This is a genomic window from Streptomyces sp. H39-C1, assembly GCF_027158125.1.
Lineage (GTDB): Bacteria > Actinomycetota > Actinomycetes > Streptomycetales > Streptomycetaceae > Actinacidiphila > Actinacidiphila fildesensis.
On record NZ_JAPVLS010000011.1, the window covers coordinates 1 to 25,011 of the forward strand.

Consider the following 25,011-nt stretch of genomic DNA (forward strand, 5'->3'; position numbering starts at 1 on the left):
TAGTGTTTCGGTGGTCATAGCGTTAGGGAAACGCCCGGTTACATTCCGAACCCGGAAGCTAAGCCTTTCAGCGCCGATGGTACTGCAGGGGGGACCCTGTGGGAGAGTAGGACGCCGCCGAACAATCTTTATGGACCCTCGGTCCCGGCCTCTGCGCTGGGACCGAGGGTCTTTTTGTTTTGCCCCACCGGTGCGCGGTCACTCGGCAGGTACGAGAGACTGGCACTACAGCAGCACGAACCAAGGAGTTACGACGATGTCCAACTCGCCCGAGGATCGGTCGGATCGGCCTGAGCGCCGGGAGCCGCGACAGAGCGGTGGCGACCGGGGCGGTTTCCGCACCGGCGGCCCGCGCCGCGATGGTGACCGGGCCGGCGGTTTCCGCCGGGATGACCGTCGTGACGACCGACCCCGTACCGACCGCCCGAGTTCTGACCGCCCGAGCTCTGATCGCCCCCGTTCTGACCGTCCGCGTGAAGACCGCCCGCGTACGGATCGTCCCAGCGGTGACCGCGGCGGCTTCCGCCGTGACGACCGTCCGCAGGGTGACCGTCCGCGTTCCGGCCCGCCGCGTGGTGGCTTCCGTCGCGATGACCGCCCGCAGGGTGACCGTCCGCGCTTCGGCCCGCCGAGTGGCGACCGTCGTGACGGCCCGCCGCGTGGTGGCTCGCGTCCCGACGACCGTGGCGGCAGCTTCCGTCGTGACGACCGTCCGCAGGGTGACCGTCCGCGTTCCGGCCCGCCGAGCGGTGACCGCGGCGGCTTCCGCCGTGACGACCGCCCGCAGGGCGACCGCCCGCGCTACGACCGCCCCAGCAGTGACCGTCCCCGTGACGACCGCCGTGACGGCCCGCCGCGCGGCCCCCGCCAGGACGACCGCGGCGGCAGCTTCCGCCGCGACGACCGTCCCCAGGGCGACCACCCCCGGTACGACCGTCCCAGCAGCGACCGACCGAGCAGTGACCGTCCCCGCGAGGACCGGCCGCGCTTCGAGCGTCCGCGTGAGGACCGTCCCCGTGAGGACCGTCCGCGCTACGAGCGGTCGGGCAGCGACCGTCCCAGCAGTGACCGTCCGAGCAGCAGCCGTCCCGGCAGCGACCGCCCGCGTGAGGACCGTCGTGACGGGCCGCCGCGCGGTCCGCGTCAGGACGACCGCCGTGACGCGCCCCCGCGTGGGCCGCGCCGTGACGACGACCGGGGCCAGAGCCGCCGGCCGGCGGAGGAGAGCCACGGACGGTTCGAGAGCGCCGGGCGTGAGGACCGCCGTGAGGAGCGGGAGCCGGTCAAGCGGCTGCCGATCCCGGACGAGGTCACGGGTCAGGAGATCGACCCGAGCGTGCGCCAGGAGCTGATGAGCCTGCCGAAGACGCTCGCCGACGATGTGGCGCGCAACCTGGTCATGGTGGCGCAGCTGCTGGACGAGGACCCGGAGGCGGCCTACGAGTACTCCAGGATCGCCCTGCGGCTCGCGTCGCGCGTCGCCGCCGTGCGGGAGGCCGCCGGCTTCGCCTCGTACGCGACCGCTCGCTACGGCGAGGCGCTCGCGGAGTTCCGCGCCACCAAGCGGATGACGGGTTCCGTGGACCTGTGGCCGGTCATGGCGGACTGCGAGCGCGGCATGGGCCGTCCGGAGCGCGCGCTGGCGATGGCGGGTGCGCCGGAGGTGCAGAAGCTGGACAAGGCCGGTCAGGTCGAGATGCGGCTCGTCGCCGCGGGCGCCCGGCAGGACATGGGCCAGCCCGAGGCCGCGGTGGTGACGCTGCAGGGTCCCGAGCTGGCGGCGAACGCCATGAACCCGTGGACCGCGCGACTGCGGTACGCCTACGCCGACGCGCTGCTCGCCGTGGACCGCAAGCCCGAGGCGCGCGAGTGGTTCGCCAAGGCGGCGGAGGCCGACCAGAGCGGCAGCACGGACGCCTCCGACCGGCTCGCCGAGCTGGACGGCGTCGAGTTCGTGGACGCGCTCGTCGAGGACCCCGCGGAGTCGCACGACCTGGCGGAGTCCGTCGTGCCGGCGGACGCGGAGTCCGAGGACGACGCGGACGATGACGAGGACGACGAGGACGACGTCGAGATCACCGAGGCCGAGGTCGACATCACGGACGAGGCCGATCCGGCGTCGTTCCTGGACTCGCCCTTCAAGGAGCCCGGTACGGGCACCAGCAAGGCCTGAGCGCTCGCACAACTGAGAGGCGGCACCCCCGCCACGCGGGGGCGCCGCCTCTTCGCGTTGCGTCCTTGCGGAGCGAGCTCGGGCGTCGGCTCAGCCCAGTTCGAGGCTGCGCATGACCAGGCCGCTGGCCGGCTTCGGTCCGAAGGAGGTGGACTTGCGGGGCATCGTGACGCCCTGGCGGGCCAGCTCACGGACGACGGCCTCGTCCACGGGGTGCATCAGGACTGCCGTGCCGCCGTGCCGCTCCGCCTGCTCGACGGCCGACTCCGTCGTGTGCAGATAGCTGATGTGCTCCGGGACGTCGGGCACTTGCCAGATGTCGTCGAGGAGCAGGCTGTGCAGGACCGTCGCGTCGAGCTGCCGCCATTCGCGCGGCCGGTCGTGCGGTACGGATCGGTCGATCTGCAGTGGATCCGGCCGGTCGAGCAGCCGGAACCGGCCGTCGCCCGCGAGCAGGAAGGCGTTGCCCTCCGCCGCGGCCGCCGCCAGCGCGTCCAGCGCCACCGGCAGCGGTCCGTCGACGTCCGTCACGCGGAAGGCGTGCCGGGCGGCCTCGACGGCGTCGGCGACCGGAAGCTGCGGGAGCACCCGGTGGATGGCACGGACCCGCAGCGGGTAGTGGGCGGTGTCGACGAGGAGCACCAGGCCGTGATCCCAGGGGCTCGGCCCGGACTGCTCGGCCTGCAGCCGCAGATAGGTTGCCCAGCGGTGGTGGCCGTCGGCGATGAGCGCCTGGCGGGGCGACAGGTCGGCGTCGATCGCGGCGAGGGTCCCCGGATCGGTGATCGACCACAACTTGTGGTGGATGCCGTCCTCGGTGGTGGTGGCGAGCAGCGGTTCGGTGTCCGCCGTACGGTCGACGATCTCCGCGACGGTGCCGCCGCCCTGGTAGGCGAGCAGCAGCGGTTCGAGGTTGGCGCCGGTCGCGCGCATCAGGGCGGCGCGGTCGGCCACCGGCCCCGGCATGACGTCCTCGTGCGGGAGCACGATCCGCTCCTCGGGCGGCGTGAGCCGCAGGACGCCGATCAGGCCGCGTTGCAGATGGTCGCCGTCCCGCTGCTCGTACACGTACAGCCCGGGTTCCGGGTCGGGGGCGAGGACGCCCTCGCGCTGCCACCGGTCGAGGGCCGTGGCGGCCTGCCGGTGGCGGCTGGTGGGATCGGCGTTGTGGGGCAGGATGAGACGGACGACGTTGTGCGGGTCGGCGGTCTCCAGATGACGCTGCCCGTCCGGCCGGACCACGACGTCGTACGGGGGCGAGGTGACGGCGGCCAGGCTGCCCACCCTCTCCGGCACGTAGCGGAGCCCGCGGAAGGGCGCGAGGCGCAAGCCGTGGGGAGCGGGTCCTGAAGTGGTCATCAGGGCATGCTACGTGGCCCGCGGCGATGGGGGATGATCAAGGTGATGGACGACATACGAGGAGCGGACACGCGATGACCCACCGGACCAGTCCGAGCGGTTCCGACCGAGCACTGGACGCCGCGTACGACACGGCTCTGCTCGATCTCGACGGGGTCGTGTACGCGGGAGGCGAGGCCATCGCGCACGCCGTCGAGTCCCTCGCCACCGCGCGCGAGCACGGGATGCACCTCGCGTACGTCACCAACAACGCGGCCCGCACCCCGCAGACGGTGGCCGCACATCTGACGGAGCTGGGCGTGCCCGCGGAAGCGGAGGACGTGATCACCTCGGCTCAGGCGGTCGCCCGGCTGATCGCCGAGCAGGTGCCGGCGGGCTCGCGGGTGCTGGCGATCGGCGGCGAGGGGCTGCAGACGGCGCTGCGCGAGCGCGGTCTCGAGCCGGTGGCGTCGGCGGAGGACGGTCCGGCGGCCGTGGTGCAGGGCTACGATCCCGAGCTGCGCTGGTCGCTGCTGGCGGAGGCCTCGTTCGCGGTGGCGCGCGGTGTGCCGTGGTTCGCGTCCAACACCGATCTGACGATCCCGAACCCGCGCGGGATCGCGCCGGGCAACGGCGCGGCCGTGGAGGTCGTACGGATCGCTACCGGCGCCGAGCCGCAGGTGGCGGGCAAGCCGCAGCCGCCGATGCACCGCGAGACGATCCTGCGGACCGGTGCGAAGCGACCGCTGGTGGTCGGCGACCGGCTGGACACCGACATCGAGGGTGCGACCGGCGCCGAGGTGGACTCGCTGCTGGTGCTGACGGGTGTGACGACGGCGGCGCAGCTGCTCGCCGCCGTGCCGAAGCACCGGCCGACGTATGTGGCGGCCGATCTGCGCGGGCTGCTGGAACCGCAGCCGGAGGTCACGGTGGACGGTGACGGGGCGCGCTGCGGCGGCTGGACGGCTTCGGCGGACGGCGACGCGCTCACGGTGGAGGGCGATGGTGACGCCCTCGACGGACTGCGGGCCCTGTGCGCGGCCGCCTGGGCGGCGGCGGGCGACGGCGCGTGCGAGTCGGACGCCGGGAAGGCGCTGGCGCGGCTCGGGTTCTGAGCCCCGGGCCGTCGGTGGTCGGAGGTCGGTGGCCGGCCGGGTGCCGCCAGGGCGTGTGTCGAAAGTGGCGCCGTTCGCCCGTAGGGCGCGTCCAGGCGTCGCGTGCCAGGCGGGACTTTCGCAACACGCCCTAGAGCAGTGAGCGCAGCCGCAGCAGGTCCCGCAGGCCGGCCTCCAGCTTGACCCGGCCGCTCCCCCACGCCTTGGCGAAGCTCAGTTCGCCGCCGACCAGGGCGATGAGGTCGTCGCCGGCCATCGCCAGCCGGATCTGCGCCTTCTCGGCGGGCGCGCCGGGCACCGTCGTCACGTCATGGATCCGGCCGTCCGTCAGCCGTCCGACGAAGGTCGTGCCGAGGTCCGTGATGTGGCAGCTCAGCGACCGGTCCAGGGACGTGGCGCTGCGGATGTCGCCGTTGGCCCGCGTGAGGTTCTCCGACAGCTGGTCGAGTGCGCTGCGGCACTCCTCGATGGTCGCCATCGGTCGGGCGTCTCCCGTTCGGGTGGTGCGTACAGGCGCCGGGGTCGCCCGCGCCACGATCATGTGATCCGTTCGATCGACGGTACCTCAGGGCACCGTACGCCGTGAGCCGGGCAGTACGGGTAGCGTCAGGTGCGGATACGTCAATGGCGAGGCAATGGCGAGGCGAGGAGTGAGGGCGATGCGGGACGCGCTGCGTACCTGTCTGCAGATCGCGGGCGGCCTGACCGAGGCGACCCGGCGGCGGGCGGTGGGGGTGGCCAGGGAGCTGCTCGACCAGACGGGGATAGATGTCGACGCCGTCCAGCGCAGGATCGGCGAGAGCATTCCGCCGGAGGTGCAGACGCTGGCGGACGAGCTGATGGCGGCCGGACGGGCCAACCGCGATCTGCTGATCGGGCTGATCCGCGAGGAGGTCGACAAGGCGATGAGCCGGGTCGGACGGGTCGCCGACGAGGTCACGAAGGTTGGTGTGGTCCTGGAGGCGCTGGAGCGCCGCGTCCGGAACCTCGAGGACGAGGAGGACGCGGACGCCGGCTTCGGGGCCGCTTCCACCGGGACCGCGTCACCGCTCTTCGAGCGGATCACGGTCGACCCGATGGAGCCGGCCGAGCCGGCCGAGCCGGTCTACCCCGTCGATCCGGAGGCTCCCGCCGGGCCGGCCGCCACCGAGCGGCTCGTAGCGCCGGTCCGGTCCGTGACGTCCGCGAAGTCAGCGAAGCCGGCCAAGCCAGCAAAGCCCGTAGAGACGGTGCAGCCCGAGCGGCCCGCGGCGACCGAGCCGAAGGCTCCGGCCAAGGCGAAGAAGACGTCGCCGGCCGCCACGAAGACCGCCCCGCCCGCCAAGAAGGCCGCTCCCGCGAAGAAGACGGCTCCCGCCAAGAAGTCCCCTGCGGCCAAGGAGACGGCTCCGCCCAAGGAGCCGACTCCGGTCAAGAAGACCTCCGCAGCGAAGAAGACGACGCCGGCGAAGAAGACCGCTCCGGCGAAGAAGGCCCCCGCCGCGAAGAAGGCCGCACCCGCCAAGAAGACCGCCGCCCGCAAGAAGACGGCCTCCGATGAGTGAACCGCTGCCCGGGGAGGGGCCGCCGAACGGGATCGCTCCGCTGGGCCTGGCACCGGCGCCCACCGGCCAGGCCGCGGTGGACACGCTGATCGTGCGGCTGAGCGACGCCGACGACCTGCCGACCGCGGATCACATCGAGGTGTACGAGGATGTGCACCGTGGGCTGCGCGAAGCGCTCACCGCACTCGACGACAACAGGAGCTGAACCGTACGTGGCACGACGCCGACTCGACGCCGAGCTGGTGCGCCGAAATCTGGCGCGCTCGCGCGAGCACGCCAGCCAGCTGATCGCCGCGGGGCGGGTCACCATCGGCGGCGCCACCGCGACCAAGGCCGCCACGCAGGTGGAGACCAGCGCGGCCGTGGTGGTGGCCAAGGACGACAACGAACCCGACTACGTGTCGCGCGGCGGCCACAAGCTCGCCGGCGCGCTGGCCGCGTTCACCCCGCTCGGTCTGAAGGTCGAGGGGCGGCGCGCGCTGGACGCGGGGGCCTCCACCGGGGGCTTCACCGATGTGCTGCTGCGCAACGGCGCCGCGACCGTCGTCGCCGTCGACGTCGGCTACGGCCAGCTGGCCTGGTCGCTGCAGAGCGACGACCGGGTCGTCATCAAGGACCGCACCAACGTGCGCGAGCTGACGCTGGAGCACATCGACGGCGAGCCCGCGGACATCATCGTCGGCGACCTGTCGTTCATCCCGCTCGGCCTGGTGCTGCCCGCGCTCGTGCGGTGCGCCGCGCCCGACGCGGATCTCGTGCTGATGGTGAAGCCGCAGTTCGAGGTCGGCAAGGAACGGCTGGGCACCGGTGGTGTCGTGCGCAGTACGCAGCTGCGCGCCGAGACCGTGCGGACGGTCGCCGGGCAGGGCGCGGCGCTCGGACTGGGTGTCATGGGCGTCACCGCCAGTCCGCTGCCGGGACCTTCCGGCAATGTGGAGTACTTTCTGTGGCTGCGCGCCGGTGCGCCCGATCTGGACCCGGCGGATGTCGACCGTGCTGTGGCGGAGGGGCCCCGTTGACGACGAACACCGAAACGCAGGACTGTGCCGGGCCGAAGGGCCGCATGATCTTCCTGCTCACGCACACCGGCCGCCCGGCCGCGATCCGCAGCGCGGAACGGGTCGTGCTCGGCCTGCTGCGCTGCGGGATCGGGGTGCGGGTCCTGACGGACGAGGCCGCGGACCTGGCCGCGGAACTGCCGCTGCCCGCCGAGGTGGAGCTGGTGACGGAGGGCGGCCCCGGGGCCGTCGAGGGCTGCGAACTGATCATCGTCCTCGGCGGTGACGGGACGCTGCTGCGCGGCGCGGAGTTCGCGCGCGCTTCCGGCGTACCGATGCTGGGGGTCAACCTGGGGCGGGTCGGGTTCCTCGCCGAGGCGGAGCGGGACGACCTGGACAAGGTCGTGGACCGGGTGGTCACCAAGCAGTACGAGGTCGAGGAGCGGATGACGCTCGACGTCCTCGTCCGCAACGACGGACATGTGGTGCACACCGACTGGGCGCTCAACGAGGCGTCGGTGGAGAAGCAGGCGCGCGAGCGGATGCTGGAGGTCGTGACCGAGGTCGACGGCCGTCCGGTGTCACGATTCGGCGGCGACGGCGTGGTCTGCGCGACCCCGACCGGTTCGACGGCCTACGCCTTCTCGGCCGGCGGCCCGGTGGTCTGGCCCGAGGTCGAGGCCCTGCTGATGGTGCCGATCAGCGCGCACGCGCTGTTCGCGCGGCCGCTGGTGACCTCGCCGCGCTCGGTGCTCGCCGTCGAGGTGCAGCCCAAGACACCGCACGGCGTGCTGTGGTGCGACGGCCGGCGCACCGTCGAGCTGCCCGCCGGGGCCCGTGTGGAGGTACGGCGGGGGGCGGTGCCGGTACGCCTCGCCCGGCTGCACCACGCCTCCTTCACGGACCGTCTGGTGGCGAAGTTCGCCCTGCCCGTCGCGGGCTGGCGGGGCGCGCCGCAGTAACCCGGGAGTGCCGGTGGCCGATGCCCGTCGCGCGCCGGGCCGCAAACCTCGTATGGTCGTATCCGTGTTGGAGGAGATGCGGATCCGGTCGCTGGGTGTCATCGAGGATGCCGTGGTGGAGTTTTCACCCGGTTTCACCGCGGTGACCGGCGAGACCGGTGCGGGCAAGACCATGGTCGTCACGAGCCTCGGCCTGCTGTTGGGCGGCCGGGCCGATCCCGCTTTGGTGCGGATCGGTGCGAAGGCGGCGGTGGTCGAGGGGCGGATCACGCTCGGCCGGGACTCGCCGGCCGCCGTCCGCGCCGAGGAGGCGGGGGCGGAACTCGACGACGGCGCGCTGCTGATCAGCCGTACCGTCTCGGCCGAGGGGCGGTCGCGGGCCCATGTCGGCGGGCGTTCCGTGCCGGTCGGGCTGCTCGGCGAGCTCGCCGACGACCTGGTGGCCGTGCACGGCCAGACCGACCAGCAGGGCCTGCTGCGCCCCGCCCGGCAGCGCCAGGCGCTGGACCGGTACGCGGGCGACGCCGTGGCCGTACCGCTGGCGAAGTACGGGGCGGCGTACCGGCGGCTGCGGGAGGTGGCGGGCGAGCTCGACGAGCTGACCACCCGGGCCCGTGAGCGGTCCCAGGAGGCGGATCTGATCCGGTTCGGGATCGGCGAGGTCGCCGACGCCGAGCCGCTGCCCGGCGAGGACACCGAACTGGCCGCGGAGGCCGAACGGCTCGGCCACGCCGAGGCGCTGGCCTCCGCCGCGGCGGTCGCGCACGCCGCGCTCGCGGGCAATCCCGAGGACCCGGAGGGCAATGACGCCAACACCCTCGTCTCCGGGGCCCAGCGCGCGCTGGAGGCCGTCCGCGCCCATGACCCGGCGCTCGCGGCGCTCGCCGAACGCATCGGTGAGATCGGCATCCTCGTCGGCGACGTCGCCCAGGAGCTCGCCGGCTACTCGGACGACCTGGACGCCGATCCGCTGCGGCTCGCCGCGGTGGAGGAGCGGCGGGCGGTGCTCTCCCATCTGACCCGCAAGTACGGCTCGGACATCGATGGGGTGCTGGCCTGGGCCGAGCAGAGCGCCGCCCGGCTCGGTGAGCTGGAGGGCGACGACGAGCGGATCGCGGAGCTGACCGGGGAACGGGACGCGCTGCGGGCCGAGCTCGGGGACCTCGCGCAGGCGCTGAGCGACGCCCGTACCGAGGCGGCGGACCGTTTCGCCGCCGCGGTCACCGCGGAACTCGCCGAACTGGCGATGCCGCACGCCCGCGTCGGGGTGGCCATCCGGCAGACCGCCGATCCCGAGGGGATCCAGGTCGGCGGCCAGCTCGTCGCCTTCGGCGCGACCGGCGCCGACGAGGTCGAGCTCCAGCTCGCCCCGCACCCCGGCGCCCCGGCCCGGCCGATCGCCAAGGGCGCGTCCGGTGGTGAGCTGTCGCGCGTGATGCTCGCCGTCGAGGTCGTCTTCGCCGGATCGGATCCCGTGCCGACGTATCTCTTCGACGAGGTCGACGCCGGTGTCGGCGGCAAGGCCGCGGTCGAGGTGGGCCGCCGGCTGGCGCGCCTCGCGCGGACCGCGCAGGTCGTCGTGGTCACCCACCTCCCGCAGGTGGCGGCGTTCGCCGACCGGCAGCTGCTCGTGGAGAAGACGAACGACGGTTCGGTGACCCGCAGCGGTGTCACCGTTCTCGAAGGAGAGGACCGGGTGCGGGAGCTCTCCCGTATGCTCGCCGGGCTCGAGGACTCCGAACTCGGCCGGGCCCACGCCGAGGAGTTGCTGGCCGCGGCCCGCGCCACCAGCTGAGCCCGGCCGGTCCCGGTCGAGCCCGGCCGGGGCCACGCCCGGCACGGCGCGTAAGCGCACTCGTTCGAGTGATCCACGGCGCCCGTACCCGGGCCGGGAGGCGGTCGGTGCCCACGGCATGCCGTGGGGGCCTGGCATCCTTGGGGTACGGCGCAACAGCCGTCGTCCGACGCCGAGTCAGGAGCTGTACCCGGGTGAGCAGCACTCCGATCCCCCCGCGAGGACAGCTGCACGCCGTCCTCGTGCTGGGCGGGGCGGGCGGTCCCGCAGGTGCGCACGTCAGCTCGCTCGCGGGCGGCCTCGTCGCCCGCGGAGTGCGGGTCACGGTGTGCGGCCCGGCCGCCGCCGAAAACGATTACGCCCTCACCGCCACCGGCGCCCGGTTCGAGCCGGTGGAGATCGCCCACCGGGCGGCCAGGTCCGACGCGACGGTCATCACGGAACTCCGGGTGGCCTGCACGGACGCCGACGTGGTGCACGCGCACGGCCTGCGCGCCGGGTTGCTGTCGTCGCTGGCGCTCAGCGGCCGTTCCACCCCGCTGGTGGTGACATGGCACAGCGCGGTCCTCGTCGAGGGCGCCAGAGCCCGGCTGCTGCGCTGGCTGGAGCGCCGGGTGGTGCGGGCCGCGGCCGTGGTGCTCGGGGCCTCTTCCGACCTGGTGGACCGGGCCAGGACACTGGGCGCCCGGGACGCGCGGCTGGCGCCGGTCGCGGTGCCGGTGCCCAGGGTCGCGGCCCCGGAGCCGCATGGCGACGCCGAGCGGATGCGGCAGAAGACACGGGCCGAGTTCGGGGCAGTGGACCGGCCCCTGGTGCTGGCCGTCGGCCGGCTGGAGCCGCACAAGGGCTACGACCTCCTGCTGGACGCCTGCCGCATGCTGGCGGACCACGACCCCCGGCCCCTGGTCATCGTGGCGGGAGAGGGCTCCCGGCGGGCCGCGCTGGAGCAGCGGATCGACACCGAACGGCTGCCCGTCCGGCTGATCGGCCGCCGGGCCGATGTCACGGAACTGCTGGCCGCCGCCGATGTGGTGGTGCTGCCGAGCCGGTGGGAGGCGCGCGCCCTGATCGCCCAGGAGGCCCTGCACGCGGGGGTGCCGCTGGTCGCCACCGCGGTCGGCGGGATCCCCGAACTCGTCGGTGACGCGGCGGAGCTGGTGCCGTACGGCGATCCGGGCGCGCTGGCCCGGATGGTGGCCCGGCTGCTCGACGAACCGGAGCGCCGGCTCGCGCTCGCCGCGGCCGGGCGGGCCCAGGCCGCCACCTGGCCGACCGAGGACGACACGGTCGCCCAGGTGCTGAGCATCTACGACGAGTTGGCGCAGCGCTGAACCCCTGAGCCGCGGACCCCCGCAGCGCTGAACCCCAGAGCCGCGAACGCCTGAGCGGTGGGGGCGGGGCCGTGTGGCCCCGCCCCCACGCGTGCGGGTCAGCCGCCGCCGTACGCTCCGCAGGCACTCAGCCGCAGCGCCGTGTCGATGAGCGGCACATGGCTGAACGCCTGCGGGAAGTTGCCGACCTGGCGCTTGAGCCGGGGGTCCCACTCCTCGGCGAGCAGCCCGAGGTCGTTGCGGAGCGCCAGCAGCTTCTCGAACAGCTGGCGGGCCTCGTCCACCCGGCCGATCATCGCCAGGTCGTCGGCCATCCAGAACGAGCAGGCCAGGAAGGCCCCTTCGTCACCCGGCAGCCCGTCGAGGTTGTCCTCGCCGCTGTTGGTCGGGTAGCGCAGGATGAAGCCGTCCTCGGTGCTCAGCTCGCGCTGGATCGCCTCGATGGTGCCGATGACGCGCTTGTCGTCCGGCGGCAGGAAGCCCATCTGCGGGATGAGCAGCAGCGAGGCGTCCAGCTCCTGGGAGCCGTAGGACTGCGTGAAGGTGTTGCGCTCCTTGTCGTAACCCTTCTCGCAGACGTCCCGGTGGATGTCGTCGCGCAGTTCGCGCCAGCGCTCCAGCGGGCCGTCCGCCTCGCCCGACTCGATGAGCTTGACGGTGCGGTCCACCGCGACCCAGGTCATCACCTTGGAGTGCACGAAGTGGCGGCGCGGGCCGCGCACTTCCCAGATGCCCTCGTCCGGCTCGTTCCAGTGCGATTCGAGATAGCGGATCAGCTTGAGCTGCAGCAGGCTCGCGTAGTCGTTGCGGGCCAGCCCGGTCATATGGGCCAGGTGCAGGGCCTCGGTGACCTCGCCGTAGACGTCCAGCTGCAGTTGGTGGGCGGCGCCGTTGCCGATCCGGACCGGGGTGGAGCCCTCGTAACCGGGCAGCCAGTGCAGCTCGTTCTCGCCGAGCTCACGCTCGCCGGCGATGCCGTACATGATCTGCAGGTTCTCCGGGTCGCCGGCCACCGCGCGCAGCAGCCACTCGCGCCAGGCCCGCGCCTCGTCCCGGTAGCCGGTGCGCAGCAGCGAGGACAGCGTGATCGCCGCGTCGCGCAGCCAGGTGAACCGGTAGTCCCAGTTGCGGACCCCGCCGATGTCCTCGGGCAGCGAGGTCGTCGGAGCGGCGACGATGCCGCCGGTGGGCCCGTACGTGAGGCCCTTGAGGGTGATCAGCGAGCGGACCACGGCGTCCCGGTAGGGGCCGTGGTACGTGCACTGGTCGACCCAGTCCTGCCAGAACTGCTCGGTGGACTCCAGCGAGGCCTCCGGCTCCGGCAGCGACGGCGGCGGGCGGTGCGAGGGCTCCCAGCTGATGGTGAAGGCCACCCGCTCACCCGGCGAGACGGTGAAGTCCGCGTACGTCGTCAGGTCCTTGCCGTACGTGTCGACCTCGGTGTCCAGCCAGACGGAGTCCGGCCCGGCCACCGCGACCGTGCGGTCGCCGACCTTGTGCACCCACGGCACGATCTGGCCGTAGGAGAAGCGCATCCGCAGGGCGGAGCGCATCGGCACCCGCCCGCTGACGCCCTCCACGATCCGGATCACCTGCGGGGCGCCGTCACGGGGCGGCATGAAGTCGATCACCCGGACCGTGCCGCGCGGGGTGTCCCATTCGGATTCCAGCACGAGGGAATCGCCCCGGTAACGCCGTCGCGTCGCCGCGGGCGGACCGGTTCCGGCGGCGTGGGCCGGGCCCAGCCTCCAGAATCCGTGCTGCTCGGTTCCGAGCAGGCCGGCGAAGACCGCGGGGGAGTCGAACCGGGGCAGGCACAGCCAGTCGACCGTGCCGTCCCGGCAGACCAGTGCAGCGGTCTGCATATCGCCGATGAGTGCGTAATCCTCGATGCGCCCGGCCACCTGCATCTCCAGTCGAATGACGGCGCCGGCCTCGGAGGGCCGGTCTTGCGGTCTGGGGATTTTCGACGAGCTCGTGTTCCGGGAGCGGGCGGGGTTGATGCCGTGCCGGCCGGCTCGCAGCGATGTGTCCGAGCAGGATACGTCGTCGGGGAGGGAGGTGCGCGCGTGGCGGTTGTCTTCACTGGGCCGGTCGGGTGCACTTGTTCCGCTCATGCCCGAGCATGCCATGAGTCCCCTTGCGAGCTGCTAAAAGCGGGCTAGTGACGTCGCCGCCGGACACAGCCGCCCACGGTCGCTGTTACCCTGGTAGCCCGTGGGCCGGTGGGCCGAACCACTGAACCGCCGCGACGGCACTCCCCCTGATTCCGTGCCGTCCCGACCCTCACCTCGCGACCACGGGAGCCCCCTCTTGGCAATTGCGCCCAAATCCACGACGACCAAGCACATCTTCGTCACCGGGGGTGTCGCCTCCTCCCTCGGGAAGGGGCTCACGGCCTCCAGCCTCGGTGCGCTGCTGAAGGCGCGCGGCCTCCGGGTCACCATGCAGAAGCTCGACCCGTACCTCAACGTGGACCCGGGCACGATGAACCCGTTCCAGCACGGTGAGGTCTTCGTCACTGACGACGGTTCCGAGACCGACCTCGACATCGGCCACTACGAGCGTTTCCTGGACGTCAATCTCGACGGCTCGGCGAACGTGACCACGGGCCAGATCTACTCCACGGTCATCGCCAAGGAGCGTCGCGGCGAGTACCTCGGCGACACCGTCCAGGTCATCCCGCACATCACCAACGAGATCAAGTCCCGGATCCGCCGGATGGCGACCGACGACGTGGACGTGGTGATCACCGAGGTCGGCGGCACCGTCGGCGACATCGAGTCGCTGCCCTTCCTGGAGTCGGTGCGCCAGGTCCGGCACGAGGTCGGCCGCGACAACGTCTTCGTGGTCCACATCTCGCTGCTGCCGTACATCGGCCCCTCCGGTGAGCTCAAGACCAAGCCGACCCAGCACTCCGTCTCGGCGCTGCGCAGCATCGGCATCCAGCCCGACGCGATCGTGCTGCGCGCCGACCGCCCGGTGCCGGACGCCATCAAGCGCAAGATCTCGCTGATGTGCGACGTCGACGAGGACGCGGTCGTCGCCGCCATCGACGCCCCGTCGATCTACGACATCCCCAAGGTGCTGCACACCGAGGGCCTGGACGCTTACGTCGTCCGCAAGCTGGACCTGCCGTTCCGTGATGTGGACTGGACCCAGTGGGACGACCTGCTGAAGCGGGTCCACCAGCCCGCGCACCAGGTCACGGTCGCGCTCGTCGGCAAGTACATCGACCTGCCCGACGCGTATCTGTCGGTGACCGAGGCGCTGCGCGCCGGCGGTTTCGCCAACAACGCCAAGGTCACCATCAAGTGGGTCACCTCGGACGAGTGCAGGACCCCGGCCGGCGCCAAGAAGCACCTCTCCGGCGTCGACGCGGTCTGCGTACCCGGTGGCTTCGGCGACCGCGGTGTCGAGGGCAAGGTCTCGGCGATCACCTACGCCCGCGAGAACAAGATCCCGCTGCTGGGACTCTGCCTGGGCCTGCAGTGCGTCGTCATCGAGGCGGCCCGCTCGCTGGCCGGCATCCCGGACGCGAACTCCACCGAGTTCGACCCGGCGACCGGCCACCCCGTCATCTCGACGATGGCCGAGCAGCTCGACATCGTCGACGGCAAGGGCGACCTGGGCGGCACCATGCGGCTGGGCCTGTACCCGGCGAAGCTCACCGAGGGCTCCATCGTGCGCGAGGTGTACGGCGGCGAGCCGTACGCCGAGGAGCGCCACCGCCACCGCTACGAGGTCAACAACTCCTACCGGGCCGAGCTGGAGAAGAAGGCCGGACTGGTCTTCTCCGGGACCTCGCCCGACAACAAGCTGGTGGAGTACGTCGAGTACCCGCGCGAGGTGCACCCGTACCTCGTCGCCACTCAGGCGCACCCCGAGCTGAAGTCCCGCCCGACGCGCCCGCACCCGCTCTTCGCGGGTCTGGTCGCGGCGGCGGTCAAGCGCCAGCAGGGCTGATCATCGATTGATCGGTACGGTGCTGGGGACGGATCTTCGTGATCCGTCCCCAGCACCGTTCTGTCTGCCGGCCCGGCGCTCGCACCGGGCCGTTACGTTCTCACCGGTTCACGGAGGGCATCATGCTGCAGGACATCGCCGAGGAGTGGCAGGTCACCGCGACCTCGACGCCGTTCGCCGGGGCGAAGACGAGCGTCCGCACGGACGCGGTCGTCATGCCGGACGGCGGCACCGCCAAGCGCGACTACCAGGTCCACCCGGGCTCGGTGGCCGTGGTCGCCCTCGACGAGGACGGCCGGGTCCTGGTGCTGCGCCAGTACCGGCACCCGGTACGGCAGAAGCTGTGGGAGGTGCCCGCCGGGCTCCTCGACGTGCCCGGTGAGAACCCGCTGCACGCGGCGCAGCGCGAGCTCTATGAAGAGGCGCACGTCAAGGCCGGGGAGTGGCGGGTGCTCACCGATCTCTACACCTCTCCCGGCGGCAGCGACGAAGCCGTCCGGATCTTCCTGGCCCGCGACATCGCCGAGGCGGAGGGCGAGCGGTACGAGGTCACCGGGGAGGAGGCCGACATGGAGTACGCCCGGGTGCCGCTGGCCGAGCTGGTGCGCGACGTGCTGGCCGGGCATCTGCACAACAGCTGCCTGGTGGCCGGGATCCTCGCGCTGCACGCGACGCTGTCCGGCGACGGGGTGGACGCGCTGCGGCCCGCCGACGCGCCCTGGCCGGCCCGGCCCTTCACGGCATAAGCGGTGTCGGCGCGCCGCTGATCCGATGGAGTGATCATTGTGCGGATCGGCTGCGCGGGGCCCCCGGGCCGGGCATGTCCCCGTGCACCGGGTCCGGCCGTCCGGGCGACCGTCCCGGACTCCGCGCGAGGCCGCGCGGTGGCCGTTCGTGATCGCCCGGACAGGGCCTAGGCTCGATGGTGTTCCCGTTCGCAGCGGCGGCGGGCTCGTGCGCGCAGGCAGAACGGGAGAGTGCCCGTGGCGGATCAGGTGCTGGACGCCGGTGAATCGGTGGCCGACGCGGACTTCGTGCCGTCACCCGGCCATGGGCCGGAGGCGAAGGACCCGGTCCCGCCCCCACCGTCGGTGCCGGGCTGCGCCCTGCCCGGGGACGTGCCGCACTTCGTCGGGCGCCGCCGGGAACTGGACGGGCTGCGGGCCGACATCGACCGGCCGGGCCTGGCCACGCTGGGCGGCAAGGTGGCGGACGGCAGCCGCGTCCTGCTCATCGCGGGACGGCCCGGCTCCGGGCGGACCGCGCTCGCCGTCCATCTCGCCCGGGACGTCGCCGCGCGCTACGCCGACGGGCAGCACTTCGTACGGCTCACCGGCAGCGGCGGCGAGCGCACCCCTCCGGAACAGGCCGCGCGGGCGCTGCTGCGGGCCCTCGGTGCCGGGTCGCCGCTGCCGGAGGCGGAGCCCGGTGAGGTGTACGCGGCACTGCGCGCGGCACTGGCCGGCCGCCGCACGGTCCTGGTGCTCGACGACGTCTCGCACGCGGACCAGCTGCTGCCGCTGCTCCCGGAAGGGCCCGGCAGTCTGGTGGTGGCGACGTCCGAGGGACCGCTGCCCGGTGTCCCCGACGTCCGGCCGTGCACCCTCGGCGGGCTGGACACCGCCGCCTCCGTCGATCTGCTGTCGCAGGCGATCGGCCCGACCCGGGTCACCTGTGACCCGCGGGCGGCCGAGACCCTCGTCCAGGAGTGCGCCGGGCACCCCACCGCGCTGCGTCTGGTCGCCGCCTGGCTCGCCGCCCAGCCGCGGCTGTCGGTGACCGACGCCACCAGCCGGCTGCGCGCGGTACCGGATGAACCGGCGCCTCCGGCGAAGACCGCGGCGAAGACCGGGCCCCAGGCCGGGCGCGGCGCCGTGCCGCCGGCGGAGCCTGAAGCGGCTGCCGCGACCGGCTCCGACGGTGCGCCCGGGACCGGGACCGAGGCGGGCTCCGAGCGGGTGGCCGGGTCCGGGCCGAAGGCGCGCGCGGAGGTGACCGCGAAACCGGAGGCCGGGCCAGCTCCCGCGGCGGCATCCGTCGCCCACGCCACCGCGCCGGAGGCGTCACCGCGCGCCACCGCGCCGCCCCAGCTGGTGCGCGCCTTCCGGCTGGTCTACGACTCGCTGCCGCCCACCGCCGCCCGGATGCTGCGGCTGCTGGCGCTCGCGCCGGCCGGACTGGTGGACTCGCACATCGCCTCGGCGCTGGCCGGCTGCTCGGTGACCGCGGCGCAGAGCACGCTGGACGACCTCGCCGCGCACGGGCTGCTGCACGGGGATCCGGTGGATCCGCCGCTGCCACCGCAGTACCGGGTGCCCGGCTGTCTCGAACCGCTGCTGCGCGCTCTGCTGGAGACCCGGGACCGGACGGGCGAGGTCCAGCTGGCCAGGGCCCGGATGCTGGAGCGGACGGTGCGGCTGCTGCAGTCGTGCCGCATCACGCTGGAGCCCGACGGTTCCCCGGGCCGGGCGTCGCTGGAGGGCCTGCCGCGCTCGATGCGCTTCGCGTCGCGGTCCGCCGCCGCCGTATGGCTGCGGGCCCGGCTCCCCGCGCTGCTCGCCGCGGCCCACGCGGCGGTCGCCGACGGGGAACTCGACACTCTGGCACGGCGGTTGGTCGCCAACTTGGTGCGGGCACTGGGCGTGGATCCGGCGGACCGGGAGACGGCGGGGGAGCGCTATCAGCTGCACGCTTTGGTGCTCGATGTGGCGACCCGCCGCGGGCTGCCCCGGGAGAAGGCGGCGGCGCTGATCAACCTCGCCGACCTCGATGTGGAGGCAGGCAGGACCCGGGAGGCGCTGGACCGCTACCGGCTGGCCCTCGGCGAGGCGCGGACCGGTGACGACGGGGAGGCCGAAGGCCGGGCGATGGAGGCCATCGGCGGTACGTACCTGGAGCTCGACGACCCGCAGCGGGCCGCGGACTGGTACGGCAGGGCGCTCGCGCTGCGGCTGGCCCGCGGCGAGACCGGCCACGCGGCCCGGCTGCACGGCCGCCTCGGCGCACTGCACACCTACGCCGGCCGCTACGGCCCCGCGCTGCGCGAGTGGCGGGCCGCCGCGGGCGCCCACCGGCGGCTCGGCGACCTGCCGGCCCAGGCCCGCGCGCTGAGCGAGGCGGCCCGGGTCCAGGAGTACGCGGGACATCCCGAGGACGCTCTGCGGACCTGTCGTGACGCCCTGTACTGGGCCCGGCAGGCCGGCGACGAACGGCTGGAAGGCGCCGTCCTGCTGCGGATGGCCGACACCCTCGACCGGCTCGGCGACCCGGGCGGCGCACGTCTGCAGCGCGCGGCCGCGAAGCGCCTGCTCAGCCCGGGTGAAGTCCCTGGCTGAGCGGGCCCGAAAAACGGTGGCCTGAAGGCGTCAGCGCCCCAGGCCTACGAATCTGTCATCGTTCTCGGCCAAACTAATCACTTTGTAAGGCTAGACAGAGAGTCTTCCTTCACTAGACTGGGCTCCGCCGCGCACATCGCGGTCAGGTCCGACGTGTGACGCTTTCTCGCGCCATGTACGGACAGCTGCAGCCATTCCTGTCTTCCAATGAGTGCAAGGACCGTGATCGACGTGAAGGTCGGCATCCCCCGCGAGGTCAAGAACAACGAGTTCCGCGTGGCCATCACCCCCGCCGGCGTGCATGAGCTCGTGCGCCACGGACATGAGGTCTACGTGGAGCAGGGCGCCGGTCTCGGCTCCTCCATCCCCGACGCCGAGTACACCGGCGCCGGCGCGAACATCCTCGGCACCGCCGACGAGGTGTGGGCCACCGCCGATCTGCTGCTGAAGGTCAAGGAGCCGATCGCCGAGGAGTACCACCGCCTCCGCAAGGACCAGACGCTCTTCACGTACCTGCACCTGGCCGCGTCCCGCGCCTGCACGGACGCACTGCTCGAGTCCGGCACCACCGCCATCGCGTACGAGACGGTGGAGACCGCGAACCGCGCCCTCCCGCTGCTCGCCCCGATGTCCGAGGTGGCCGGCCGGCTCGCCCCGCAGGTCGGCGCGTACCACCTGATGCGCTCGGTCGGCGGCCGCGGCGTGCTGCCCGGCGGCGTCCCCGGCGTCCAGGCCGGCAAGGCCGTCGTCATCGGCGCCGGTGTCTCCGGCTGGCACGCGACCACGATCGCGCTCGGCATGGGCTTCCACGTGACCCTGCTCGACAAGGACATCAACAAGCTGCGCGAGGCCGACAAGATCTTCGGCACCCGCGTCCAGACCATCACCTCCAACGCCTTCGAGCTGGAGAAGGCCGTCCTCGAGGCCGACCTGGTCATCGGCGCGGTGCTGATCCCGGGTGCGAAGGCGCCCAAGCTCGTCACCAACGAGCTGGTGTCCCGCATGAAGCCGGGATCGGTTCTTGTCGACATCGCGATCGACCAGGGCGGCTGCTTCGAGGACTCGCGTCCGACCACGCACGCCGACCCGACCTTCGAGGTCCACAACTCGGTCTTCTACTGCGTCGCCAACATGCCGGGCGCGGTGCCCAACACCTCGACCTACGCGCTGACCAACGCCACGCTGCCCTACATCGTGGAACTGGCCAACCGCGGCTGGCGTGAGGCGCTGCGCCGCGACGCCGCGCTGGCGCTGGGCCTCAACACCCATGAGGGACAGGTCGTTTACGGTCCGGTCGCCGAGGCGCACGACCTGCACAGCACGGACCTGCACACGCTGCTGGGCTGATCAGCGGGCGTGTGACGGGCGCGCGAAACGTCTACACGTCAACACGGCGACAACGGCCGGGCCTTGGAGACCCAAGGCCCGGCCGAGTGCGTCGAACGTACCAGTTTCACCGTTTCGTACCGCGCTGAAACATCGGCGACGACGCGGTTACGCCCTTGACAGCGGGGTGTTCGGTTACCGACACATCGTGCCGTGTCCGGCGGATTGTGTTGCTGTGAACCACTGACACGCCATAGAGTCGCCAACCGTCGGCATGCTGTCGCGCTGACCTATCGAGAAGTTTCCTGGTCACCAAGGAGGTAAGACGACTTGTGAATGAGTCGACATTTGCTCCCGGGGGTGGTCAACCAGGAATGACCGTTCAGGTCGAGAGCCCCAACAGGCTCGAGACCGTCGGTTCCGTCGCGGTCCGCACCTTCGAGGCACGCCGGGCCGACAAGAACACGGAGACGCACCCCACACACGCCATGGCGCCATACGAGGACGATCTGCAGGACGGTCAGTTCTACGACCCAGACGCGGAGTACGAGCCGGATCCCGAATACGCGGCCACACTCGCCCCGGACGCTGCCCGTCAGCGCCGCGAGCGGGTCGGTCCGACGGGACGCCCGCTTCCGTACTTCCCGATCCCCAATCCGCTCACCGACCACGGCCCGGCGAAAATCGTCGCGATGTGCAACCAGAAGGGCGGGGTCGGCAAGACGACCTCGACCATCAACCTGGGCGCCGCGCTCGCCGAGTACGGCCGCCGGGTACTTCTCGTCGACTTCGATCCGCAGGGCGCGCTCTCGGTCGGACTCGGCGTCAACCCGATGGAACTCGACATCACCGTCTACAACCTGCTGATGGAACGCGGGTTGGCGGCGGACGAGGTGCTGCTGAAGACCGCGGTGCCCGGTATGGACCTGCTGCCGAGCAATATCGACTTGTCGGCGGCCGAGGTCCAACTGGTCAGCGAGGTGGCGCGCGAGTCGACACTGCAGCGCGCCCTCAAGCCGCTGATGGCCGACTACGACTACATCGTCATCGACTGCCAGCCCTCGCTCGGCCTGCTGACCGTCAACGCGCTCACCGCGGCGCACTCGGTGATCGTGCCGCTGGAGTGCGAGTTCTTCGCGCTGCGCGGTGTCGCTCTGCTGACCGAGACCATCGAGAAGGTCCGGGAACGGCTCAACCCCGAACTCGAACTCGACGGCATCCTCGCCACGATGTACGACTCCCGCACGGTGCACAGCCGTGAGGTGCTCGCCCGCGTGGTCGAAGCCTTCGACGAGCACGTGTTCCACACGGTCATCGGCCGTACGGTGCGCTTCCCGGAGACCACCGTCGCCGGCGAGCCGATCACGACGTACGCGTCCAACTCCGTTGGTGCCGCCGCCTACCGTCAGCTCGCCAGGGAGGTGCTCGCCCGGTGTCACGCCGAGTGAGTCTCCCGGGTGCGGACGAACTGTTCCGCACCACAGGGGGCATGGGGCTGCAGGCCTCGCAGCCCCGTAAGCACGCCAACGCGGACGCCCAGAAGGCCCCTCAGGCCGACGGGCGGCTGCGGCCGGTACCCGACGCCCCGGCGGACGGGAACGAGCCGCAGACGGGCACAGCGCCCGACGGCGGCGGCCAGGACGGGACCCCGGCCGAGCACAGCGGCCGCGAGGGGATCCCGCAGGGCCGCCGTCCACAGGCCGCGGGCCAGCCGCCCACGGCCCCGGTGCCGGTGCAGCAGACGCGCCGCAAACAGCAGCGGCCGCGCCCCAGCGGCCGTGAACGGCACGACGAGAAGATCACCGTCTATGTCTCCGCCGAGGAGCTGATGGATCTCGAACACGCGCGGCTCGTGCTGCGCGGTGAACACGGCCTGGCGATCGACCGCGGCCGGATCGTCCGCGAGGCGGTCGCCGTGGTGCTGGCGGATCTGGAGTCCCGCGGGGACGCGAGCATCCTGGTGCGCCGCCTGCGGGGCCGCTGAGCCACCGGGCGGTGGTCGGCGTGGCCACGGCGACGTCGGACGGGGCGGCTCAGTAGGCTCCCTGCCGGGGGGCCGCCCCCGCCGACCCCGCACGATGGACAGCGATGCCGATCACCGACGACGACGCCCCCCAGCCGCCCCGCCGAGCCCTCGGCCGGGGGCCGGGCCGCCCGGCCGCGGCAGCGGCTCCCGTCACGGGGCCCGCGGCGGAGCCGGCGCCTGTCGTGGACCCGGCACCTGTCGCGGTCCCGGAGCCCGTCGAACCGGCGGTACCCGTGGCGCCTGCCGTCCAGGACCCGCCCGACGCCTCCGCCGATACCCCGGCCGACGCCGTCCCCGGACCGGCACCCGACGGCCGCTTCACCGTGCGGCTGGTGAACTTCGAGGGGCCGTTCGACCTGCTGTTGCAGCTGATCTCGAAGCACCGGATGGACGTGACAGAAGTCGCGCTGTCCACGGTCACCAACGAGTTCATGGCGCACATCCGTGCGATGGGGGTCGACTGGGACCTCGACCAGGCCACCGAGTTCCTCGTCGTCGCCGCGACCCTGCTCGATCTGAAGGCGGCCCGGCTGCTGCCGACCGCCGAGGTCGAGGACGAGGCGGACCTGGCGCTGCTGGAGGCGCGCGACCTGCTCTTCGCCCGTCTGCTGCAGTACCGCGCCTACAAGCGGATCGCGGCGATCTTCGCCGAGCGGCTGGAGGCGGAGGCGCTGCACCACCCCCGCACGGTCGGTCTCGAACCGCAGCACGCGGACCTGCTGCCGGAGGTCGTCTTCAGCGTCGGCCCCGAGCGGTTCGCGAAGCTGGCCGTCAAGGCGATGCAGCCCAAACCGGTGCCGCAGATCTACACCGACCACATCCACGCGCCGCTGGTCAGCGTCAGGGAACAGGGCGAGCTGGTGGTGGCCCGGCTGATCGAGCTGGGGGAGACCAGCTTCGCCGACCTCGCGGCGGACGCCCCGGACACCCTCACCGTCGTCGCGCGTTTCCTGGCCCTCCTGGAGCTGTACCGGGAGAAAGTGGTCGCGCTGGACCAGGAGGAGGCGCTCGGCGCGCTGCTCGTGCGCTGGACGGGCGGCGATCAGGAGACCGCGCGGCGGCTCGTCACCGATGAATTCGACCCGGAGGGCAAAGAAAAATGACGGAAGACGCAGCGGCGCCCGCCGGGCCGCTCTCCGCCGAGGTGGCCGCCCTCGACCTCCGGCCCGCGCTGGAGGCCGTCCTGATGGTCGTGGACGAGCCGGCCACCGTGGAGCAGCTGGCGACGGTGCTCCAGCGTCCGAAGCGCGCGGTCGCCGCCGCCCTGCGCTCGCTGTCCGAGGACTACACCGCCCAGGGCAGGGGCTTCGACCTGCGGCTGGTCGCCGGCGGCTGGCGGTTCTACACCCGGCCGGCCTTCGCACCGGCCGTGGAGAAGTTCGTTCTGGACGGCCAGCAGGCCCGTCTCACGCAGGCCGCGCTGGAGACGCTGGCGGTCGTCGCGTACCGCCAGCCGGTCAGCCGATCACGGGTTTCGGCGGTCCGCGGAGTCAACTGTGACGGTGTGATGCGCACCCTCCTGCAGCGCGGTCTGGTCGAGGAGGGTGGGACGGAACCCGAAACAGGTGCGATCCTGTACAGGACGACGAACTACTTTCTGGAGCGGATGGGCCTCAGAGGCCTGGACGAGCTACCCGAGCTCGCCCCCTTCCTGCCGGAGGCGGACGCCGTCGAGGCGGACTCCTTGGAAGGGGTTCCGTCGTTCGACCCGGATGCACCGGACGATGCAGATACGACGACTCAATCGACGACGGAACTTTGATGCGAAGCAGCGACAGGAACAGCGGCGGCAACCGGAACCCCCGGGGCGGCAACCCCCGCGGCGCGGGCGGGGGCTCCGGTAGCGGCGGCTCCCGCGGCGGCAGCGGCGCCGGCAGCGGTGGCGGCTCCCGCGGTGGCAGCAGCGCCGGTGGCGGTGGCGGCTCCCGCGGTGGCAGCAGCGCCGGTGGCGCGGGCTCCCGCGGTGGCAGCGGCGCCGGCGGCCCGGGCTCCCGCGGCGGCGGCTACCCCCGTGGCGGTGGCAGCACGCCCCGCACCTCGGGCAGCGGCCAGCAGCGTGACGAGGAGCGGCGCGCACAGAACCCCCGTCCCGAGGAGCGTCGCTACGACGTCGGGAACACCGGACAGTCGGGCGCGAACCGGCCCGGCGGCGTGCCCCCCGAGAAGCCGCGCTACCGCGCGACCGGCAACCTCGGCCGCAAGCCGATCCCCGCGAAGTCGCGCGAGCTCGAGGCCAAGATCGAGGAGCGCAACCGCTCCCGGTACGAGAACCGCCCGGAGATCAAGACTCCGAAGACCTTCGGCAACGACCAGGAGGGCGAGCGGCTGCAGAAGATCCTCGCCCGTGCCGGGATGGGATCGCGCCGTGCGTGCGAGGACCTCATCCACCAGCACCGCGTCGAGGTCAACGGCAAGATCGTCGTCGAGCAGGGCATGCGCGTCGACCCGGAGAAGGACGAGATCAAGGTGGACGGCCTGACGGTCGCCACCCAGTCGTACCTGTTCTTCGCGCTGAACAAGCCGGCCGGCGTCGTCTCCACCATGGAGGACCCCGACGGCCGCCAGTGCCTGGGCGACTACGTCACCAACCGTGAGACCCGGCTCTTCCACGTCGGCCGGCTGGACACCGAGACGGAGGGCCTGATCCTCCTGACCAACCACGGGGAGCTGGCCCACCGCCTGACCCACCCGCGGTACGGCGTCAAGAAGACCTACCTGGCCGCGATCCAGGGCCCGCTGCCGCGTGACCTCGGCAAGCAGCTCAAGGACGGCATCGAGCTGGAGGACGGTCTGGCGCGCGCCGACCACTTCCGCGTCGTGGAGAACCTCGGCAAGAACTACCTGGTCGAGGTGACCCTGCACGAGGGCCGCAAGCACATCGTGCGCCGGATGCTCTCCGAGGCCGGCTTCCCGGTCGACCGGCTGGTGCGCACCAGCTTCGGACCGATCCCGCTCGGCGACCAGAAGTCCGGCTGGCTGCGCCGCCTCACCAACACCGAGGTCGGCATGCTGATGGGCGAGGTCGACCTCTAGGTCGTTCCGCGCGAACGCGTTCCGGCCGGCCGGAACGGTCCTCAGGGCCGTTCCGACCGGCCGTTTCCG

Annotated in this window: 20 protein-coding genes and 1 rRNA gene; 18 read left to right on the forward strand and 3 right to left on the reverse strand. The window is 72.5% G+C overall.

Going from position 1 to position 25,011, the window contains the following annotated elements:
* The first annotated feature begins 6 nt into the window (after positions 1 to 6).
* Together rrf and O3W51_RS09645 are read left to right on the forward strand one after the other, a co-directional pair.
* Positions 7 to 123: ribosomal RNA gene (gene rrf / locus O3W51_RS09640) — 5S ribosomal RNA — on the forward strand.
* A 1,213-nt stretch (positions 124 to 1,336) separates the two neighbouring features.
* Positions 1,337 to 2,173 (forward strand): hypothetical protein, encoded by an 837-nt coding sequence (locus O3W51_RS09645; protein WP_194445647.1) that lies wholly within the window; start codon positions 1,337 to 1,339, stop codon positions 2,171 to 2,173.
* Positions 2,174 to 2,263: 90 nt separating this feature from the next.
* Here the strand turns inward: O3W51_RS09645 and O3W51_RS09650 are convergent, their stop codons facing one another.
* On the reverse strand, positions 2,264 to 3,532 hold the full coding sequence (locus O3W51_RS09650; RefSeq protein ID WP_138353369.1) for a DUF1015 domain-containing protein: 1,269 nt from the start codon (positions 3,530 to 3,532) through the stop codon (positions 2,264 to 2,266).
* A gap of 74 nt (positions 3,533 to 3,606) precedes the next feature.
* On the opposite strand from O3W51_RS09650, the gene O3W51_RS09655 reads away from it, so the two are divergent.
* Entirely contained in the window at positions 3,607 to 4,626 is a 1,020-nt protein-coding gene (locus tag O3W51_RS09655; protein ID WP_138353368.1) for an HAD-IIA family hydrolase, read from the forward strand.
* A gap of 130 nt (positions 4,627 to 4,756) precedes the next feature.
* Here O3W51_RS09655 and O3W51_RS09660 read toward each other — a convergent pair whose 3' ends face one another.
* Positions 4,757 to 5,104, reverse strand: a complete 348-nt coding sequence (locus tag O3W51_RS09660) for an SCP2 sterol-binding domain-containing protein (RefSeq protein ID WP_138353367.1) — start codon at positions 5,102 to 5,104, stop codon at positions 4,757 to 4,759.
* Positions 5,105 to 5,285: 181 nt separating this feature from the next.
* On the opposite strand from O3W51_RS09660, the gene O3W51_RS09665 reads away from it, so the two are divergent.
* From O3W51_RS09665 to O3W51_RS09690, 6 genes are all read left to right on the forward strand, one after another.
* Positions 5,286 to 6,170, forward strand: coding sequence for a histone (locus O3W51_RS09665; protein ID WP_269285187.1), 885 nt, complete (start codon positions 5,286 to 5,288; stop codon positions 6,168 to 6,170).
* The gene (locus tag O3W51_RS09670) at positions 6,163 to 6,375 is read left to right on the forward strand and encodes a hypothetical protein (RefSeq protein WP_138353366.1); all 213 of its coding nucleotides are present in this window, start codon (positions 6,163 to 6,165) and stop codon (positions 6,373 to 6,375) included. Before O3W51_RS09665 ends, O3W51_RS09670 begins: the two co-directional genes overlap by 8 nt.
* Positions 6,376 to 6,382: 7 nt before the next feature.
* A complete protein-coding gene (locus O3W51_RS09675) occupies positions 6,383 to 7,189 on the forward strand; it encodes a TlyA family RNA methyltransferase (RefSeq protein ID WP_244809118.1) in 807 nt (268 codons plus the stop codon).
* A 44-nt stretch (positions 7,190 to 7,233) separates the two neighbouring features.
* Positions 7,234 to 8,130 carry an NAD kinase gene (locus O3W51_RS09680; protein ID WP_138353383.1) on the forward strand — a complete coding sequence of 299 codons (897 nt, stop codon included), beginning with the start codon at positions 7,234 to 7,236 and terminating at the stop codon, positions 8,128 to 8,130.
* Positions 8,131 to 8,182: 52 nt separating this feature from the next.
* On the forward strand, positions 8,183 to 9,925 hold the full coding sequence (recN, locus tag O3W51_RS09685; RefSeq protein WP_138353364.1) for a DNA repair protein RecN: 1,743 nt from the start codon (positions 8,183 to 8,185) through the stop codon (positions 9,923 to 9,925).
* A gap of 194 nt (positions 9,926 to 10,119) precedes the next feature.
* The gene (locus O3W51_RS09690) at positions 10,120 to 11,256 is read left to right on the forward strand and encodes a glycosyltransferase family 4 protein (RefSeq protein WP_138353363.1); all 1,137 of its coding nucleotides are present in this window, start codon (positions 10,120 to 10,122) and stop codon (positions 11,254 to 11,256) included.
* 98 nt (positions 11,257 to 11,354) lie between these two features.
* Here O3W51_RS09690 and O3W51_RS09695 read toward each other — a convergent pair whose 3' ends face one another.
* Positions 11,355 to 13,160, reverse strand: a complete 1,806-nt coding sequence (locus tag O3W51_RS09695) for a glycoside hydrolase family 15 protein (protein WP_244809116.1) — start codon at positions 13,158 to 13,160, stop codon at positions 11,355 to 11,357.
* A 409-nt stretch (positions 13,161 to 13,569) separates the two neighbouring features.
* Between O3W51_RS09695 and O3W51_RS09700 the strand changes: the two genes are divergently transcribed.
* The 9 genes from O3W51_RS09700 to O3W51_RS09740 all read left to right on the forward strand — a co-directional run bounded on the left by O3W51_RS09700 (position 13,570) and on the right by O3W51_RS09740 (position 24,942).
* Positions 13,570 to 15,222 (forward strand): CTP synthase, encoded by a 1,653-nt coding sequence (locus O3W51_RS09700; RefSeq protein WP_138353361.1) that lies wholly within the window; start codon positions 13,570 to 13,572, stop codon positions 15,220 to 15,222.
* Between the two features lie 122 nt (positions 15,223 to 15,344).
* Entirely contained in the window at positions 15,345 to 15,968 is a 624-nt protein-coding gene (locus tag O3W51_RS09705; RefSeq protein ID WP_203675201.1) for an NUDIX domain-containing protein, read from the forward strand.
* Positions 15,969 to 16,205: 237 nt separating this feature from the next.
* Complete coding sequence (locus tag O3W51_RS09710; protein ID WP_443048262.1) at positions 16,206 to 18,557, forward strand: tetratricopeptide repeat protein; 2,352 nt, start codon at positions 16,206 to 16,208, stop codon at positions 18,555 to 18,557.
* Positions 18,558 to 18,788: 231 nt separating this feature from the next.
* On the forward strand, positions 18,789 to 19,904 hold the full coding sequence (ald, locus tag O3W51_RS09715) for an alanine dehydrogenase (protein WP_138353380.1): 1,116 nt from the start codon (positions 18,789 to 18,791) through the stop codon (positions 19,902 to 19,904).
* Between the two features lie 353 nt (positions 19,905 to 20,257).
* Positions 20,258 to 21,331, forward strand: coding sequence for a ParA family protein (locus O3W51_RS09720; RefSeq protein ID WP_138353360.1), 1,074 nt, complete (start codon positions 20,258 to 20,260; stop codon positions 21,329 to 21,331).
* A complete protein-coding gene (locus O3W51_RS09725; RefSeq protein ID WP_269285191.1) occupies positions 21,316 to 21,867 on the forward strand; it encodes a hypothetical protein in 552 nt (183 codons plus the stop codon). The genes O3W51_RS09720 and O3W51_RS09725 overlap by 16 nt, the downstream gene beginning before the upstream one ends.
* A gap of 104 nt (positions 21,868 to 21,971) precedes the next feature.
* On the forward strand, positions 21,972 to 23,012 hold the full coding sequence (locus O3W51_RS09730; RefSeq protein WP_269285193.1) for a segregation and condensation protein A: 1,041 nt from the start codon (positions 21,972 to 21,974) through the stop codon (positions 23,010 to 23,012).
* Entirely contained in the window at positions 23,009 to 23,671 is a 663-nt protein-coding gene (scpB, locus tag O3W51_RS09735; RefSeq protein WP_138353357.1) for an SMC-Scp complex subunit ScpB, read from the forward strand. The genes O3W51_RS09730 and scpB overlap by 4 nt, the downstream gene beginning before the upstream one ends.
* Complete coding sequence (locus tag O3W51_RS09740) at positions 23,671 to 24,942, forward strand: pseudouridine synthase (RefSeq protein WP_198358264.1); 1,272 nt, start codon at positions 23,671 to 23,673, stop codon at positions 24,940 to 24,942. The genes scpB and O3W51_RS09740 overlap by 1 nt, the downstream gene beginning before the upstream one ends.
* Positions 24,943 to 25,011 lie beyond the last annotated feature (69 nt).